15 protein-coding genes are annotated in these 15,787 nt (G+C 70.2%); 9 read left to right on the forward strand and 6 right to left on the reverse strand.

Going from position 1 to position 15,787, the window contains the following annotated elements; all coding sequences use genetic code 11:
* Positions 1-60 precede the first annotated feature (60 nt).
* The 3 genes from ACFSC0_RS17265 to ACFSC0_RS17275 are packed head-to-tail and all read left to right on the forward strand — an operon-like array spanning position 61 to position 4,451.
* Complete coding sequence (locus ACFSC0_RS17265) at positions 61-732, forward strand: P-loop NTPase family protein (protein ID WP_377355212.1); 672 nt, start codon at positions 61-63, stop codon at positions 730-732.
* A gap of 55 nt (positions 733-787) precedes the next feature.
* Entirely contained in the window at positions 788-2,977 is a 2,190-nt protein-coding gene (locus ACFSC0_RS17270; RefSeq protein WP_377282106.1) for an RNA degradosome polyphosphate kinase, read from the forward strand.
* Positions 2,958-4,451: a Ppx/GppA phosphatase family protein gene (locus tag ACFSC0_RS17275; protein ID WP_377282107.1), complete on the forward strand. Its 1,494-nt coding sequence runs from the start codon at positions 2,958-2,960 to the stop codon at positions 4,449-4,451. The genes ACFSC0_RS17270 and ACFSC0_RS17275 overlap by 20 nt, the downstream gene beginning before the upstream one ends.
* Positions 4,452-4,601: 150 nt before the next feature.
* On the opposite strand, the gene rnd is transcribed toward ACFSC0_RS17275, so the two are convergent.
* Complete coding sequence (gene rnd, locus ACFSC0_RS17280; protein ID WP_377282108.1) at positions 4,602-5,780, reverse strand: ribonuclease D; 1,179 nt, start codon at positions 5,778-5,780, stop codon at positions 4,602-4,604.
* An 83-nt stretch (positions 5,781-5,863) separates the two neighbouring features.
* On the opposite strand from rnd, the gene purM reads away from it, so the two are divergent.
* A complete protein-coding gene (gene purM, locus ACFSC0_RS17285; protein WP_377282109.1) occupies positions 5,864-6,889 on the forward strand; it encodes a phosphoribosylformylglycinamidine cyclo-ligase in 1,026 nt (341 codons plus the stop codon).
* Between the two features lie 101 nt (positions 6,890-6,990).
* Here purM and ACFSC0_RS17290 read toward each other — a convergent pair whose 3' ends face one another.
* The gene (locus tag ACFSC0_RS17290; RefSeq protein ID WP_377282110.1) at positions 6,991-7,485 is read right to left on the reverse strand and encodes a GNAT family N-acetyltransferase; all 495 of its coding nucleotides are present in this window, start codon (positions 7,483-7,485) and stop codon (positions 6,991-6,993) included.
* Positions 7,486-7,751: 266 nt separating this feature from the next.
* Between ACFSC0_RS17290 and ACFSC0_RS17295 the strand changes: the two genes are divergently transcribed.
* Positions 7,752-8,432 (forward strand): HAD family hydrolase, encoded by a 681-nt coding sequence (locus ACFSC0_RS17295; protein ID WP_377282111.1) that lies wholly within the window; start codon positions 7,752-7,754, stop codon positions 8,430-8,432.
* Positions 8,433-8,440: 8 nt separating this feature from the next.
* On the opposite strand, the gene ACFSC0_RS17300 is transcribed toward ACFSC0_RS17295, so the two are convergent.
* From ACFSC0_RS17300 to ACFSC0_RS17310, 3 genes are all read right to left on the reverse strand, one after another.
* Positions 8,441-9,061: a class I SAM-dependent methyltransferase gene (locus tag ACFSC0_RS17300; protein WP_377282112.1), complete on the reverse strand. Its 621-nt coding sequence runs from the start codon at positions 9,059-9,061 to the stop codon at positions 8,441-8,443.
* A gap of 45 nt (positions 9,062-9,106) precedes the next feature.
* Positions 9,107-9,526, reverse strand: coding sequence for a nucleoside-diphosphate kinase (gene ndk / locus ACFSC0_RS17305; RefSeq protein ID WP_377282113.1), 420 nt, complete (start codon positions 9,524-9,526; stop codon positions 9,107-9,109).
* A 78-nt stretch (positions 9,527-9,604) separates the two neighbouring features.
* Positions 9,605-10,036, reverse strand: a complete 432-nt coding sequence (locus tag ACFSC0_RS17310; RefSeq protein ID WP_377282114.1) for an SRPBCC family protein — start codon at positions 10,034-10,036, stop codon at positions 9,605-9,607.
* A gap of 186 nt (positions 10,037-10,222) precedes the next feature.
* On the opposite strand from ACFSC0_RS17310, the gene ACFSC0_RS17315 reads away from it, so the two are divergent.
* The 4 genes from ACFSC0_RS17315 to lpxA all read left to right on the forward strand — a co-directional run bounded on the left by ACFSC0_RS17315 (position 10,223) and on the right by lpxA (position 15,131).
* Entirely contained in the window at positions 10,223-12,103 is a 1,881-nt protein-coding gene (locus ACFSC0_RS17315; protein ID WP_377282115.1) for an ABC-F family ATP-binding cassette domain-containing protein, read from the forward strand.
* A gap of 202 nt (positions 12,104-12,305) precedes the next feature.
* Positions 12,306-13,244: an aldo/keto reductase gene (locus ACFSC0_RS17320; protein WP_377282116.1), complete on the forward strand. Its 939-nt coding sequence runs from the start codon at positions 12,306-12,308 to the stop codon at positions 13,242-13,244.
* A 27-nt stretch (positions 13,245-13,271) separates the two neighbouring features.
* Positions 13,272-14,135, forward strand: a complete 864-nt coding sequence (locus ACFSC0_RS17325; protein ID WP_377282117.1) for a TauD/TfdA dioxygenase family protein — start codon at positions 13,272-13,274, stop codon at positions 14,133-14,135.
* A 186-nt stretch (positions 14,136-14,321) separates the two neighbouring features.
* Positions 14,322-15,131 (forward strand): acyl-ACP--UDP-N-acetylglucosamine O-acyltransferase, encoded by an 810-nt coding sequence (lpxA, locus tag ACFSC0_RS17330; RefSeq protein WP_377282118.1) that lies wholly within the window; start codon positions 14,322-14,324, stop codon positions 15,129-15,131.
* A gap of 13 nt (positions 15,132-15,144) precedes the next feature.
* On the opposite strand, the gene ACFSC0_RS17335 is transcribed toward lpxA, so the two are convergent.
* Positions 15,145-15,711 carry a histidine phosphatase family protein gene (locus tag ACFSC0_RS17335; RefSeq protein WP_377282119.1) on the reverse strand — a complete coding sequence of 189 codons (567 nt, stop codon included), beginning with the start codon at positions 15,709-15,711 and terminating at the stop codon, positions 15,145-15,147.
* Between the last annotated feature and the right edge of the window lie 76 nt (positions 15,712-15,787).

The raw sequence follows: 15,787 nt of genomic DNA on the forward strand, positions 1-15,787 counted from the left end.
GACGGCGGGGCGCGCCCTTGCTAGAGTGCGCCCCGTGATTTCCCGACCCCGATCCCTCCGATGGCGCGGCAGTTACGGCTGACGCTCAAGCGTCGGGTCGCGCAGAGGCGCGAGGATTACGCCGTGGGTCCCTCCAACGCCGCCGCCGTCGCGGCCCTGGACGCCTGGCCGGCCTGGCACGCCGGGTGCCTGGCCCTGGTCGGGCCAGAGGGCGTGGGCAAGAGCCATCTGGCCCAGGCCTGGGCCGCCAAGGCGGGCGCGGTGCGGCTGGACCGCGAGGACCCGGACGTCTCCGCCGCCGCCGGCCGCCCGGCGCTCGTGGAGGACGTCGACCAGGGCGTCTCCGAAGAGGCGCTGTTCCATCTGATCAACATGGCCGGACGCGAAGGCGGCGGCCTGCTGCTGACCGCCCGCACGCCGCCGGCCAGCTGGCCGGCCGCCCTGCCCGACCTGCGCAGCCGGCTGAACGCCCTGCCGGTGGGGCTGATCGAGGAGCCGGACGACATCGTCCTGGAGGCGGTGCTGAGGCGGCTGTTCGCCGAGCGGAGCATCCGCCCGTCCGAAGACATCTACCCGTATCTGCTGCGGCGCATGCCCAGGTCGGCGATCCACGCCCGGGAGATCGTCCGGCGGCTCGACGAGTCGGCCGACGAGCGCCAGCGGCCGGTGTCCCGCGCGCTCGCCCGCGAGGTGCTCGGAGACGGCGCAGACAATCTTGATCTTTTCGACTGAAGATTTGTCACCATCTGGCGGCTAGAATGGTCGCTTGTCCGCAGAGAGGCTCTGTATGAATTACGCCACGCCCATCGCCCCGACGAAGGCGCCGGCGTGGGACGAGGCGCTGGCCAGCTCGCCCGAGCGGTTCTTCAACCGCGAGCTCTCCTGGCTGGCCTTCAACCGCCGTGTGCTCGCCGAAAGCACCAATCCGCGCCACCCGTTGCTGGAGCGGCTGCGGTTCCTGGCCATCTGCGCCAACAACCTCGACGAGTTCTACATGGTCCGCGTGGCCGGCCTGAAGGCGCAGGTCCGCGAGGGCGTGCGCGTGGTCAGCCAGGACGGCCTGACCCCGGCCGAGCAGCTGGTGCGGGTCAACGCCGAGGCCGCCGACCTGATGGCCGACCAGCAGCGGCGCTGGCGCGAGCTGTGCCGCGAGCTCGGCGAAGAGGGCCTGACGGTGGTGGGCGCCGCCGAGGTGACCCCGTCCGAGAAGGCGGCGCTGCAGGACACCTTCCTCACCCAGCTGTTCCCGATCCTGACGCCGCTGGCGATCGACCCGGCCCACCCCTTCCCGTTCATCCCGAACCTGGCCTTCTCGCTGGTGCTGAAGCTCAAGCGGCTGGGGGACTCCAAGCTGCTCTACGCCCTGGTGCCGATCCCGGCGCAGGTCGCCCGGTTCTGGGAGCTGCCGCCCGGCAAGGGCCCGCGCAGGAAGGCCGAGCGGCGCTACGTCTCTCTCGAGGGGCTGCTCAGCCTGTTCCTCGACCACCTGTTCCCCGGCTGCGACGTCGAGGCCCAGGGCGTCTTCCGCCTGATCCGCGACTCCGACGTGGAGATCGAGGAAGAGGCCGAGGACCTGGTCCGCGAATTCGAGGCGCGGCTGAAGCAGCGGCGGCTCGGCTCGGTCGTGCGCGTCGAGGTCGAAGCGGCCATGCCCGAGGAGCTGCGCGGCTTCATCTGCGAGAACCTGCACGCCGTGAACCAGGACATCATCCTGATCGACGGCCTGCTGGGCCTGGACGAGCTGACCCAGCTGATCCCGTCAGACCGGCCGGACCTGAAGTTCAAGCCCTTCCAGGCGCGCTTCCCGGAGCGGATCCGCGACCACGCCGGCGACTGTTTCGCCGCCATCCGGGAGAAGGACATCCTGGTCCACCACCCGTTCGAGAGCTTCGACGTGGTGGTCCAGTTCCTGCGGCAGGCCGCGCGTGATCCCAACGTGCTGGCGATCAAGCAGACGCTCTACCGCACCAGCCAGGACAGCCCGATCATCGCCGCCCTGATCGAGGCGGCGGACAACGGCAAGAACGTCACCGCCCTGGTGGAGATCAAGGCCCGCTTCGACGAGGAGGCCAACCTGAAGTGGGCCCGGGACCTCGAGCGCGCCGGCGTCCACGTCGTCTTCGGCTTCTTCGAGTACAAGACCCACGCCAAGCTCTCGATGGTGGTGCGCAAGGAGGGCGACGGGCTTCGCACCTACTGCCACTTCGGCACCGGCAACTACCATCCGCAGACAGCGAAGATTTACACCGACCTGTCGCTGTTCACGACCGATCCCGCGCTTGGCCGGGATTCGGCCCGGCTGTTCAACTACATCACCGGCTACGCCAAGCCGCAGACGCTGGAGAAGCTGTCCTTCTCGCCGGTGACCATGAAGCACGACCTGCTGGCGCTGATCCTGCGGGAGATCGAGAACGCCAAGAAGGGCAAGCCGGCGGCGATCTGGGCCAAGCTCAACGCCCTGGTCGACCCGGTGATCATCGACGCCCTCTACGCCGCCAGCCAGGCCGGCGTGGCCATCGAGCTGGTGGTGCGCGGCATCTGCTGCCTCAGGCCCGGCCTGAAGGGCCTGTCGGAGAACATCCGGGTCAAGTCCATCGTCGGCCGCTTCCTGGAGCATTCCCGGATCGTGGCCTTCGCCAACGGCTCGCCGATGCCCTCGGCCAAGTCCCGCGTCTACATCTCCTCGGCCGACTGGATGCCGAGGAATCTCGACCGGCGCGTCGAAGCCCTGACGCCGGTGGAGAACCCGACCGTCCATCAGCAGGTTCTGCAACAGATCATGGTCGCGAACCTCAAGGACGAAGCCCAAAGCTGGACGCTGGACGCGTCCGGCCGCTATACGCGCGAGGCGTCCTGGGACCACCCCAGCGCCTTCTCGGCCCACGAGTACTTCATGACCAACCCCTCCCTGTCCGGGCGAGGCCAGAAGGTGAAGGACATGCCGCGCGCGATCGACCATGTGGCCCAGCGCGGATAGCAGCCCTCCCCGCCAGGCGGCGGTCATCGACGTCGGCTCCAACTCCGTCCGCCTCGTCATCTACCGCCTCGAAGGCCGCGCCATCTGGACGGTCTTCAACGAGAAGGCCCTGGCCGGCCTCGGCCGCGACCTGCCCGCCACCGGCCGCCTGTCCGCGCAGGGCGTCGAGCTGGCCCTCACCATCCTGCGGCGCTTCAAGGTGGTGTTGGACGGCTGGCCGGTGGAGGACGTGGTCATCGTCGGCACGGCCGCGGTGCGCGAGGCCCAGGACGGCCCTCGCTTCCTCGAACGGGTGCGCCAGGAGACCGGTTTTGAGATCCGCGTCCTGACCGGCGAAGAGGAGGCCCGCTACGCCGCGCTCGGCGTGATCGCCGGCCAGCCGGACGCCGACGGCGTGGCCGGCGACCTGGGCGGCTCCAGCCTGGAACTGGCGCCGGTCTCGGCCGGCGCGCCCGGCGCGGGCCTGACCCTGCCGCTCGGCCCGTTCGCGCTCGGCGCGCCCAAGCCGCTCAACGTGGAGAGGGCCCGAAAGACCATTGACGCGCGGCTGGCGCCGCTGGCCCGCAGCTTCCGTGCGCCGCTGTTCTATGCGGTCGGCGGGGCCTGGCGGAATCTCGCCTTGCTGCACATGGCGCTGACCGACTACCCGCTCCGGATCGCCCACCAGTACGAGATGAGCCGCACCGACGCCCTGGCGGTCGCCCGCTTCGTCGAACGGCAGTCCAAGCAGTCGCTGGAGCGCATCGAGGGAGTCTCGAAGAAGCGCTTCGACACCCTGCCCCACGCCGCCCTGGTGCTCGAGGCGCTGATCGACCATCTGGCCATCGAGCGCATCGTCGTCTCCGCCTACGGCGTGCGCGAGGGTCTGCTGCTCGAGGCGATGGCGCCGGAGATCCGCAGCCGCGATCCGCTGATCGAGGGCTGCGAAGCGCTCACCGCCCTGCGCGGCCTGACGGTCGAGCTGGGGCCGTCCCTCGAGGCCTGGCTCGCCCCTGTCTTCGGCCAGCTGGAGCCGATGTTCGGCCACCGCGACCGGATCCTGCTCGCCGCCGCCTGCCGCCTGGCCGACCTCGGCGCGCGGCTGCACCCCGACCACCGGGCGGACCTGGCCTTCGATCAGGTGCTGCGCGCGCCCATCGCGGGCATGAACCACTGCGAGCGCGCCTTCCTGGCCTGCACCGTCTTCTCGCGCCACACCGCCCAGGCCGACACGCCCGACCGGGCGGCCATCGCCCGCGTCCTGACGCCCGAACGGCGCCAGCGGGCGCGGGCGCTCGGCGCGGCCATCCGGCTGGGCGCCGACCTGTCGGGCCGCAACCCCGCCCTGCTGGCCGGCACCAGCCTGCGCATCGCTGGCGGCAAGCTGGTGCTGAGCGCCGACCCCGCTTCACGCTCCGTGCTCCACGGCGAGCAGACGCCCAAACGCGCCGGGGCCCTGGCCCAGGCCCTGCGGCTGAAACTGGAGATCGTTTAGACCTCTCCCCCCGCTCCGCGGGGGGAGAGGGTTGGGTGAGGGGGGCCTATCCGCCCGCCCAGTGTCCGCCGCTTCGCGACGGGCGCGGTCATGGCCGCGCGCCCCTCACCCTACCCTCTCCCCGCCTTGCGGGGAGAGGTCGAAGGGGCCTTACCCGTTCGCGGCGGCCTTCGGGGCGCGGCGGACCTCGACGACGCGGACGCGGGCGCCGTCGAGCACCAGGGCCAGTTCGCCACGCTTGAGCTTCAGGGCGTCTTCCCCGAACGCCTCGCGGCGCCAGCCGGAAAGGGCCGGCGTCGCCGCCTCGTCGTCGTTGGCGATGGCCTCGAGGTCCGAGACGGTGGCGATCAGCTTGGAGGCCACGCCGGCGTCCTCGGCGCGCGCCTTGAGCAGCACCTTCAGCAGCTCCACCACCGCGCCGGCGGCGGGAGAGCTCTGCGGTCGGGCCTTCTCGATGACCGGGGCGTAGGCCTCCGGATCCTTCAGGGCCTCGCGGATGGCGGCCAGCAGCTCGGGCCCGAACCGCGACCCGGAGAAGCCCTTGGGCACCGAGCGCAGCCGGTCCAGCGCGTCGGCGTCGGTGGGGCACTGGGTGGCGATCTCGTCGATCGCATCGTCCTTCAGGATCCGGCCGCGCGGCTGGTCGCGCAGCTGGGCCGTGCGCTCGCGCCAGGCGGCGACGGCGCGGAACACCGCCAGGTACTTGGCCGTGTGGCGGCGCGGGCGCAGCCGCTTCCAGGCGTTGTCCGGCTCCACGTCGTAGAGCGCCGGCTCGGTCAGCGACTTCATCTCGTCGGTGACCCAGGCCAGGCGCCCTTCCTTCTCGAGGCGGGCGCGCAGCATCGGATAGAGCTTGGCCAGGTGGGTGACGTCGGCCAGGGCGTAGGCGAGCTGGGCGTCGGTCAGCGGCCGGCGCGCCCAGTCGGTGAAGCGGCTCGACTTGTCGATCTCCACCTTCAGCATCTGGCGGACCAGGGCGTCGTAGGCGATCTGCTCGCCGAACCCGGCGGCCATGCCGGCCACCTGGGTGTCGAACAGGGGCCGCGGCATCGCCCCGAGGTTGTTGAAGATCTCCACGTCCTGGCGGGCGGCGTGGAACACCTTCTCGATGGACGGATCCTTCAGCACCTCCAAGAAGGGCGCCAGGTCGAGACCGTCGGCGAGCGGGTCGATGACCGCCTCGGCGCCGGGAGCTGCGGCCTGGATAAGGCACAGCTTCGGCCAATAGGTCGTCTCGCGCATGAACTCGGTGTCCACGGCGACGAACGGCTGACCCTTCAGCTTCGCGCAAAACGCCGCGAGGTCTGCGGTGGTCGTGATCGGCGTCATCGGCTAGCTATAGCCCCGGGCTCGACCGAGTCTGCAAGCGCCTGTTGCGCACGGTTCACTGTTTTCTTTAAGGCCTTCCCGCCATGACCTACCGGCCGAACGGGCTCACCTACGCCGAAGCGGGCGTCGACATCGACGCCGGGAACGCCCTTGTCGAGGCGATCAAGCCGATCGCGGCCTCCACCCGCCGCCCGGGCGCGGACGCCTCGCTCGGCGGCTTCGGGGCGCTGTTCGACCTGAAGGCCGCCGGCTACGCCGATCCCCTGCTGGTCACCACCACCGACGGCGTCGGCACCAAGCTGAAGATCGCCATCGAGACCGGCGTGCATGCGACCATCGGCGTCGACCTGGTGGCCATGTGCGTCAACGATCTCCTGGCGCAAGGCGCTGAACCTCTTCTGTTCCTCGACTATTACGCGACTGGGAAGCTGAACGTGGAACAGGGGGTGTCGGTTGTCTCCGGCATCGCCGAGGGCTGCCGCCAGGCCGGCTGCGCCCTGGTCGGCGGCGAGACCGCCGAGATGCCCGGCATGTACGCCGAAGGCGACTACGACCTGGCCGGCTTCTGCCTGGGCGCGGTCGAGCGCGGGGCGGTGCTGCCCCGGCTCGGCGACCAGCAGCCCGGCGACCTGATGGTGGCCCTGGGCTCGTCCGGGCCGCACTCCAACGGCTACTCCCTGGTGCGCAAGGTCATCGAGCGCTCGGGCCTGGCCTGGACCGACCCGGCCCCGTTCGAGCCGGAGGTCAGCCTGGCCGATGCGCTGATGCGGCCGACCAGGATCTACGTCCGCTCGGCCCTGCCCCACATCCGCATGGGCCGCCTCAAGGGCGCCGCCCACATCACCGGCGGCGGCCTCATCGAGAACCCGCCGCGGGCCATCGCCAAACACCTGGTCCCCAAGTTCGACTATTCCGCGTGGACCCTGCCGCCGGTGTTCGAGTGGCTGCAGCGGATGGGCGGCCTCTCCGAGCAGGAGCTGCGCCGCACCTTCAACTGCGGCGTCGGCATGATCCTCATCGTCGCCCCCGCCGACCTGCCCGACGTGCTCGACGGCCTGCTGCACGCCGGCGAAGAGGCGTTCGTCTGCGGAGAGCTGGCCGCGGCCTAGGGGTTCCGACCGTTCCGGCGGACGGGCGACGCGCCCCCCGACCCAGTATGGGCCGGGGAGCGGGTTGAAGGCGGCCATGTCCAATGCCGCCGTCCTGCGGTTCACTGCTGAAACGCTGGATGGAACGAGACATCGCCCCTTGCGGGCGGGCCTCTCAGAACGAGCCGCTGGAAGTAGGTCGATGCAGCGCCACGGTAGGTGAGCGCCGGATCGCTCCTGAACCCGAACCTGCGATAGTAGGCGGGATCGCCCAGGAGCACGCAGCCGGCCGCTCCGTCGGTCCGGAGCTGTTGGAGCGCAGCGCGAATAAGCGTCTGGCCGATGCCCGACCGCTGTCGATCCGGCCGCACCGAGACGGGTCCCAGGCCGAACCAGGAGCCCTGAACCGGCGTGATCGTCACGGGCGAACAGGCCACGTGCCCAAGGACTTGATCCTCCTCCACGGCGACAAGAGAGACGCTCAGGGCGCCTGCGGCCCTCAAGCCCTCGATGATGCGTGCCTCCGCGCCACTGCTGTGGGCCAGTCCGTAGAATGCGGTGGTCGTCAGCTCGCGAATTACAGCGACATCCGTGTGTCGCTCAGGTCGGATTTCCAATGTTGTGAACCCTTGCAGAAACCGAGATGAGCGCAGTCCGTCCGCGTGTCGCCGTCTGCGCGACACGGGCGGCTGCGGCCGCCGTCTCAATCGAGACGATCAGAGGGTTCCCACAGTCTCCAACATTGGCGGAAGCTTAGCGAAGCGGTCGACGAAGGCAACGGCCCGACGACCCAAGGTCCGCCCGATCGATTCCGGCGCTTGGTCCAAGACGCCTGCTCGGATGTGGAAGGACGAACGCCAAAGGCTCGGTGCTAAGCTAGGACATGAGTCTTCCGCGCGCACCTAGAGCCGTCGTCTTCGACATGGACGGGCTGCTGTTCGACACGGAGGCGCTGTATCAGCAGGCCTACTTCGAAGCCGCTGAGCTCGGCGGCTTCGAGGTTTCGCCTGAGGCCATCCGACTCGCAATCGGCATGCCTTGGGTGCGCGGACGTGAGCTGATGCTCGGCGCGCTCGGCGAGCAATTTCCCATCGACGACTACTACGCGCGGATGACCGACCGGTTTTTGGAGTTGTCCGCCACAGACCTCAGGCTGAAGCCCGGCGTTGTCGAACTGCTCGACGTGCTGGACCGCCTCAAGCTCCCAAGGTGCATCGCGACGTCGTCGGCTCAGTCCACTGTCCGGGATCACCTATCCGCACATAACCTGATCGATCGCTTCCACGCGGTGATCGGTCACGGCGACTACGAAAACTCCAAGCCTGCCCCTGACCCATTCTTGCTCGCCGCCAAGCGCCTGGGCGTCCCTGCCTCCTTCTGTCTGGCGCTGGAGGACTCCCACAATGGCGTCCGCTCCGCATCAGCGGCCGGCATGATGACGATCATGGTCCCCGATCTGGTCCCGCCGACCAAAGAGATCGCGAAGCTTTGCCATTCCGTGGTCGAAAGCCTCCACCAAGTGGCGGCGCTAGTGATGCAGGCGTGGGGGCCCAACGCAGAGTGAGCTCGCGCTCATACGGGCCGCGCCGAGCCCCAGGCGTCGAAGCCCGCCCACTTCGGCGCGTTGGGGCGATAGCCGGTCTCCACCTGGTCGATGCGGAAGCCCGCCCCGGCGATGAGGCCGCGGATGTCGCGGGTGACGTGGCAGCCGCCGCCGATCGGCTTCCAGATGGGCTCGAGCAGGCGCTGGGTCCGCTGGACCTTGGGGTCGGGGGAGAGGCCGTGCTCGCAGAACAGCAGCCGCCCGCCCGGCTTTAGCGCCCGCCGGACGCCGGCCAGGGCGGCGCGCACGTCCGGTATGGTGCACATGCAGTAGGTGGTCACCACGGTGTCGACGGCGCCGTCCGGCAGGGACAGCCGCTCGGCGGGCTCGGGCAGGATGTCAATGGGAACGGGCGAGGCCTGCGCCGCCGTTCGGGCGCGGGTCAGCATGCCTTCGGAGGGCTCCAGGGCGTAGAGCCGCGAAACCTTGGCTGGGTCGTAGTGGGGAAGGTTGAGCCCGGTCCCGAAGCCGAGCTCGAGGACGACGCCTTCGGCGTGCGGCACCACCTTGCGCCGCTGGGCGTCGATGTCCGGCTGGGCGCAGGCGGCGCCGATCAGCCTGGGCAGGATGTGGCGGTCGTAGAAGCCCATGGCTCACCCCGGCCGGCGAGAGGCCGGCCGGGGGAGCTTAACGCATCAGCCGACGATGTCTTCGTCCTTGAAGAATTGGGCGATCTCGATCTTGGCGTTGTCCTGGCTGTCCGAGCCGTGGACCGAGTTGTTCTGGATGCTTTCGGCGAACAGCTTGCGGATGGTGCCCTCGGCGGCCTGGGCCGGGTTGGTGGCGCCCATCACTTCGCGGTACTTGGCCACGGCGTTGTCGCCTTCCAGCACCTGCACCACGACCGGGCCCGAGGTCATGTACTCGACCAGCTCGCCGTAGAACGGGCGCTCCTTGTGCACCTCGTAGAACTTCTCGGCCTGGACGCGGGACATGCGGATCCGCCGCTGAGCGACGATGCGCAGGCCGGCGTCCTCGATCACCGCGTTGATCTTGCCGGTGATGTTGCGGGCGGTGGCGTCCGGCTTGATGATCGAGAAGGTGCGTTCGGTCATGGCTCACGTGTTCTGGCTGGCGCGGGCGCTCCCGCAAAGAGGCGGCTCCTATAGAGGAGCGGCTCCGGCCCGCCAAGCCTAGCCGAGCGCCTTCCCGAGGTTGCCGAGGATGAGGGTCCAGCCTTCCTCGACACGGCCGACCCAGTCGGCCCACTTCGGCGCCATACGGTGGGTGAGCGTCAGCTCGCAGCCGTCACCCGCCGGCGCGATGTCGATGTCCACCTGGCTGAACTCGCCGTCCCAGCCCTCGTTGCCGAACATGAAGACCAGCTTGCGGGGCCGCTCGATGCGGACGAACTCGCCCAGGTGCTCGGCGTCCTCGTCGCCGCGCCGCTCGACGATGGTGAACCGCCCGCCGACCCGGCCGTCGACCTCGCAGCGCACCAGCTCGCCCGCGGGCGTGCGGAACATGAACCTGCCCGCCATCGCGGGATCGAGGAAGGCGTCGAACACCCGCTCCGGGGACGCGCGGAACCGGCGCGTGACGCGCACCACGGGATCTTGGCTCATCCTCGCCTCGCTAGTTATTAAACCGTTTGGGTGAACAATAGCGGGCGCCGCCCCGGTTTCAAGCCCGCGCGGGAGATGCTATCTGCGCCTCGTCAGGCCTCCGGCGGCGCGACAATCGCCTGACTCCCGCCCGCAGCGATCCTCCCTCGCCTGCGCCTTTTCGGCCGCCTGACTGTCCTCGCATCCATGCTTCAGATCTACGAGCTCACCTTCGACGCCTGGGGCCGCCGGTTCTTCGACCGGGCCACCGTCACCCTGCCCAAAGACGCCAAGGTCGGCCTGGTGGGCCGCAACGGCGTCGGCAAGTCCACCCTGTTCCGCCTGATCAAGGGCGAGTTCACGCCCGGCTCCGGCGAGATCGGCATGCCCAAGGCCGCGCGCATGGGCTCGGTGGACCAGGAGCATCCGGCCACACCCGTCACGTTGCTCGACACGGTCCTCGAAGCGGACGTGGAGCGCGCCGCCCTCCTCTCCGAACTGGAGACCGCCGCGCCGGAGCGGATGGGCGACATCTACGCCCGCCTGGCGGAGATCGGAGCCGACCGGGCGCCGTCCCGGGCCGCCGAGATCCTGGCGGGCCTGGGCTTCTCCAACGCCGACCTGGCCCGGCCGATGGCCGAGTTCTCCGGCGGCTGGCGGATGCGCGTGGCGCTGGCCGCCTCCCTGTTCGCCGAGCCGGACCTGTTGCTGCTCGACGAGCCGACCAACTACCTCGACCTGGAAGGCGCCCTCTGGCTCGAGTCCCGGCTGAAGAAGTATCCGCACACCGCCATCGTCATCAGCCACGACCGCGAGCTGCTGAACAATTCGGTGGACCACATCCTCCACCTGAACGAGGGCAAGCTCGACCTCTACGTCGGCGGCTACGACAGCTTCGAGCAGCAGCGGGCCGAGAAGCTGCGGCTGGCCGAGGCCATGCGGGTGAAGATCGAGGCCCAGCGGGCGCATATGCAGTCGTTCGTCGACCGCTTCCGCTACAAGGCCTCCAAGGCGCGCCAGGCCCAGTCGCGCCTGAAGATGATCGCCAGGCTGCCGCCGGTCACCCAGACCATCGAGGGGCACGTGGCGCCCTTCCGCCTGCCCTCGCCCGAACGCCCCCTGCCCCCGCCGCTGATCCGGCTGGAGGACGGCGCGGTCGGCTACGGCGGGCCGCCGATCCTGAGGAAGCTGGACCTTCGGCTCGACATCGACGACCGCATCGGGCTCTTGGGCGTCAACGGCGCGGGCAAGTCGACGTTCGCCAAGCTGATCGCCGGGGCCCTGCCGCTGCAGGCCGGCGAGATGAAGCGGGACAAGCGGCTGCAGGTCGGCTGGTTCCACCAGCACCAGATCGAGGCGCTGGACCCCATGGACACGCCGCTGGACATCATCCAGCGCGCCCGGCCGCTGCTCACCGAGCCGCAGCGGCGCTCGCAGCTGGCCAGCTTCGGCATCGGCCACGGGAAGATGCAGACCAAGGTCGCGGACCTCTCCGGCGGCGAGCGGGCCCGGCTGCTGCTCAACCTGGTGGCCATGGACCGGCCGCACCTCTTGATCCTCGACGAGCCCACCAACCACCTGGACATCGACAGCCGGCGGGCCCTGCTGGACGCCCTCAACGACTACGAGGGCGCGGTGATCCTGATCACCCACGACCGCTCGCTGATGGAGCTGGTGGCCGACCGGCTGTGGCTGGCCGCCGACGGGACCATCACGCCGTTCGACGGCGACCTGGAGGACTACGCCCGCTTCGTCATCGAGCGCGCCAAGGCCGCCGCCCGCGGCCCCTCGCAGGTCAAGGCGCCCGAGCCCGAGCCGCCGCCGAAGCCCGCCGAACGCAAGGCCAAGGTCCCCACCGGCCCCGCCCGCCGCCGGGCCGAGGCCGCCGAGGCCGCCCTCGCCCGCGCGACCGAGGCGGTGAAGGCGATCGATGCGGCGCTGCTCGATCCGGACATCTTCACCAAGGATCCCGCCAAGGCCGCTGAGCTCGGGCGCCGGCGGGAGAAGGCCCAGGCCGCCCTCGACGCCGCCGAGGCCGAGTGGCTGGAGGCCGTCGAGGCCTACGAGGCGCTGAAGGCGGACGCCTGACCCTCACGAGCGGGGTGACAGGTAGCGCGATGGCGGCGCAACCAGTCACCGGAGGCGCCGGTGACTGGTTGGGCGCGAGCCCTACCTGTCACCCATCCCCGCGTCATCCCGGACGGCCGCAAGGCCGATCCGGGACCCAAAACGACGCGTGGCCAGACTGGGTCCCGGCTCTTCGGCCGGGATGACGGTGTATGGTGGCCCGATGACCCTGACGCGCCGCCAAGCCGTGCTTGCAGCCGCCGCCCTGCCCTTCGCAGCCTGCTCGGCCGAGCCGGAGCCCGCGGCGGCGCAGGCGCCCGCCAAGGAGACCCGCCCGTTGCTGACCCGCGCCATCCCCTCGACCGGCGAGCAGATCCCGGCAGTCGGCCTCGGCACCTGGCAGGCCTTCGACATCGGGCCCGCCGATCCCGACTGGGGCCAGGCGCGGGAGGCGCTGAAGACCTTCTTCGACGGCGGCGGGCGGGTGGTGGACTCATCGCCCATGTACGGCCGCGCCGAGGCGGCGATCGGCGCGCTGGCGGCCGAGCTGGGCATCGCCGAGCCGCTGTTCCTGGCGACCAAGGTCTGGACCCGCGGCCGGAGCCAGGGGATCGCCCAGATGGAGCAGTCGCTAGCCCTGCTGAAGGTCGCCAAGCTCGACCTGATGCAGGTGCACAACCTGCTGGACCTTGAGACGCACCTCGCCACCCTCGCGGAATGGAAAGCGGCTGGCCGCGTCCGGCTGGTGGGCGCGACCCACTACACCGAAGGCGCCTACGATGCGCTGGAGGCGGCCATGCGCCGGCACGACCTCGACTTCATCCAGATCAACTACTCGGTCGCCGAGCCGGACTCGGAGGAGCGCATCCTGCCGCTGGCCCGCGAACGCGGCATGGCCGTGCTGGTCAACCGCCCGTTCGCCGGCGGCGACGTGTTCTCGCGCGTGCGCCGCCTGCCCCTGCCCGCCTGGGCCGCCGAGCTGGAGGCGGCGAGCTGGGCGCAGATCCTGCTGAAGTTCGTGCTCGCCCATCCGGCGGTGACCTGCGCCATCCCCGGCACCCGCAACCCGCGCCACGTGGCCGACAACCTGGGCGCGGGCGCAGGCCCCCTGCCCGATGCGGCCCAGCGCCGGCGCATTGTCGAAGCCGTCCGAGCGGCCTAGCGTCGGGGCCGGAAACAGGAGGCTCCCATGCCGAACCTCGAAGTCCGCCGCATCGCCGGGGCGCTGGGCGCCGAGATCTCGGGCGTCGACCTCGCGGCCGACCTATCTGACGCGGTGATCGCGCAGATCCGCCACGCGCTGGTCGAGCACCAGGTGATCTTCTTCCGCGGCCAGAGCCTGACGCCGGCCCAGCAGGTCGCCTTCGGCGCGCGCTTCGGCCCCCTCAACATCCACCCCTACGTCGCCGGCATGGCGGGCCACCCGGAGGTGATGGAGATCGTCAAGGAGCCGGAGGACAAGGTGAACTTCGGCGGCGGCTGGCACTCGGACATGAGTTTCCTACCCAATCCCAGCATCGGCTCCATCCTCTACGCCGTGGAGGTCCCCGAGTGGGGCGGCGACACCCTGTTCGCCAGCCAGGCCGCCGCCTACGAGGCGCTGTCGCCGGGCCTGAAGGCGACGCTGGAGGGGCTGAACGCCGTCCACTCGGCCAACCGCGAATACTCCTCGGCCGGCCAGTCGGCGCAGCAGCGCAAGTCGATGAAGGTCGTGGAGGCCGAGGGGATGGCCGGCGAGGCCGTCCACCCGGTCGTGCTCACCCACCCGGAGACCGGCCGCAAGGCGCTCTACGTGAACCCCGCCTTCACCGAGCGGTTCGAGGGCTGGTCGAAGCGGGACTCCAAGCCGCTGCTCGACCACCTCTTCCAGCACTCCAGGTACGAGGCCTTCACCTGCCGCTTCCGCTGGGAGCCCGGCTCGGTCGCCTTCTGGGACAACCGCTCGGTCTGGCACTTCGCCCTGAACGACTACCCGGGCCAGCGCCGCCACATGCGCCGGGTGACCGTCGATCCCCTGCCCGCGGCCCGCCCGCAACTCGCCGCCGCAAGCTAGGGCCCGGAGTCACGTCCGGCGAGGTCCGCTTCCTGCCGGGACGCGGTGTGCATTCGACCCACCTTGGACGTTCGCCGCGCCCGGCTCGCGGCCGCATCTGGCGTAGCGATCGGTCACCTGACTTGATTGGATCGCTCTCGTCCGAGGCCTTAGCCAAGCTCATCGGTAGGTCTTGGCGCGTACTGAATGTCCCGGCTCTCGATCCACCCAACGGCTGTTGTCGCCGCCGGCGCGCGGCTTGGTCCGGGATGCCGCGTGCACCCGTTCGCCGTCATCGGACCGGACGTGAGCATGGGACCGAACAACGAGGTTCACTCGCATGCGGTCATAGAGGGCAGAACCGAGATCGGCGCCGGCAACGTGTTCCACACGCACTGCCACGTGGGCGGCGCCCCTCAGCACGCGGGCTGGAGGCGCGACCACGCGCAACATCTGCGGATCGGCGACGACAACGTCATCGGCGAGTACGCCAGCGTCTCGGGCGGATCACATGACCCTGCCGGCGGAACCCGGCTCGGAGACCGAAACCTGCTGATGGCGTACGCTCACGTCGGGCACGACTGTGTCCTGGCGAACGACATCCGGATGGCCAACGCCGCCACGCTTGCGGGGCACGTGCAGGTGCACGATCGCGCCTGGCTCAGCGGGCATACGGCTGTTCATCAGTTCGTGCGCATCGGCGAGCATGCGTTTGTCGCCGGGGGAGCCATCGTCACCCAGGACGTGCCGCCATACTGCTTGGTTCAGGGGGACCGAGCCAGACTTGTCGCTCTCAACCATGTGGGCCTCACGCGAAGCGGCGTCGCCTCAGCGGAGAGAGCCGCCCTACGGCTCGCTTTCCGAATGCTGTTTCTGCGGCCCGGGAGCCTCGCCGACCGCATCGCGGCCGTGCGCGAGGAGCTCGGTTGGAGCCCAAGCGTCGCACGGCTGGTGGCCTTCCTCCAATCATCCGAACGTGGCTGCATCACCGCGGTTCGGCACGCAGCCGCGACCTGAACGCGGCACTTGCCTAGCCCCGCGCGTGCACCCGGCCATCCCAGGTCAGGGCGTCCGGATCGAGCACGAGGTAGGACGCAAGCCCCAGGCTCTCCCACAGCGGAAACGGCGCAAGGCCGTTCGCCCGGCTGACCAGCAGGGTGATGACCGTGCCGTGGGCGACCACGGCCAGGGTCTCGCCGGCGCTCTCTTGCACGGCGGCCCGCACCGCCGCGGAGAAGCGCGCGTGCGCGGCGTCGGCCGACTCCGTCCCCATCGAGACCTTTGCCGGCTCATCGAAGAAGGTGTGGAATCGGCGGACGTGGACCTCCTGGCTCGCAAAGCCGACACCGGTCCGGTCGTTCTCGCCCAGGTCCGCCCGCGGCCGCACCTCCAGCCCGAGCGCGGCGGCGGCCAGGGCCGCGGTCTCCAGCGCCTTCGGCTCCAGGCTGGCGTAGATCCGCCGCACGCCCTCGCGGGCGAACGCCTCGGCGAGCCAGCCGCAGCTTTCCTGCCCCGCCTCAGACAGCGTCCAGCGCTGGGCGTTCACCTCCGGCGCCATCTGGGGCTGGGCGTGCTTGACGAGGAGCAGCTTGGCCATGGCCGACCCATAGCGGGAGGCCGCCCGCGCCGGAAGCGGAACCGGCCGCCCGGCCCGAGGATTGGAGCGGGGCTGG

This window comes from Phenylobacterium terrae (genome assembly GCF_042681205.1).
In the GTDB taxonomy this organism is placed as follows: Bacteria; Pseudomonadota; Alphaproteobacteria; order Caulobacterales; family Caulobacteraceae; genus Phenylobacterium; species Phenylobacterium terrae.

Coding starts and splice junctions, on each gene's coding strand:
- ACFSC0_RS17315 (WP_377282115.1), top strand. CDS start 10,223: ATGCTTCAGATCTACGAGCTCACCTTCGACGCCTGGGGCCGCCGGTTC.
- ACFSC0_RS17325 (WP_377282117.1), top strand. CDS start 13,272: ATGCCGAACCTCGAAGTCCGCCGCATCGCCGGGGCGCTGGGCGCCGAG.
- ACFSC0_RS17265 (WP_377355212.1), top strand. CDS start 61: ATGGCGCGGCAGTTACGGCTGACGCTCAAGCGTCGGGTCGCGCAGAGG.
- ACFSC0_RS17270 (WP_377282106.1), top strand. CDS start 788: ATGAATTACGCCACGCCCATCGCCCCGACGAAGGCGCCGGCGTGGGAC.
- ndk (WP_377282113.1), bottom strand. CDS start 9,526: ATGACCGAACGCACCTTCTCGATCATCAAGCCGGACGCCACCGCCCGC.
- ACFSC0_RS17295 (WP_377282111.1), top strand. CDS start 7,752: ATGAGTCTTCCGCGCGCACCTAGAGCCGTCGTCTTCGACATGGACGGG.
- ACFSC0_RS17275 (WP_377282107.1), top strand. CDS start 2,958: ATGTGGCCCAGCGCGGATAGCAGCCCTCCCCGCCAGGCGGCGGTCATC.
- rnd (WP_377282108.1), bottom strand. CDS start 5,780: ATGACGCCGATCACGACCACCGCAGACCTCGCGGCGTTTTGCGCGAAG.
- ACFSC0_RS17320 (WP_377282116.1), top strand. CDS start 12,306: ATGACCCTGACGCGCCGCCAAGCCGTGCTTGCAGCCGCCGCCCTGCCC.
- ACFSC0_RS17310 (WP_377282114.1), bottom strand. CDS start 10,036: ATGAGCCAAGATCCCGTGGTGCGCGTCACGCGCCGGTTCCGCGCGTCC.
- ACFSC0_RS17300 (WP_377282112.1), bottom strand. CDS start 9,061: ATGGGCTTCTACGACCGCCACATCCTGCCCAGGCTGATCGGCGCCGCC.
- ACFSC0_RS17335 (WP_377282119.1), bottom strand. CDS start 15,711: ATGGCCAAGCTGCTCCTCGTCAAGCACGCCCAGCCCCAGATGGCGCCG.
- purM (WP_377282109.1), top strand. CDS start 5,864: ATGACCTACCGGCCGAACGGGCTCACCTACGCCGAAGCGGGCGTCGAC.
- lpxA (WP_377282118.1), top strand. CDS start 14,322: ATGTCCCGGCTCTCGATCCACCCAACGGCTGTTGTCGCCGCCGGCGCG.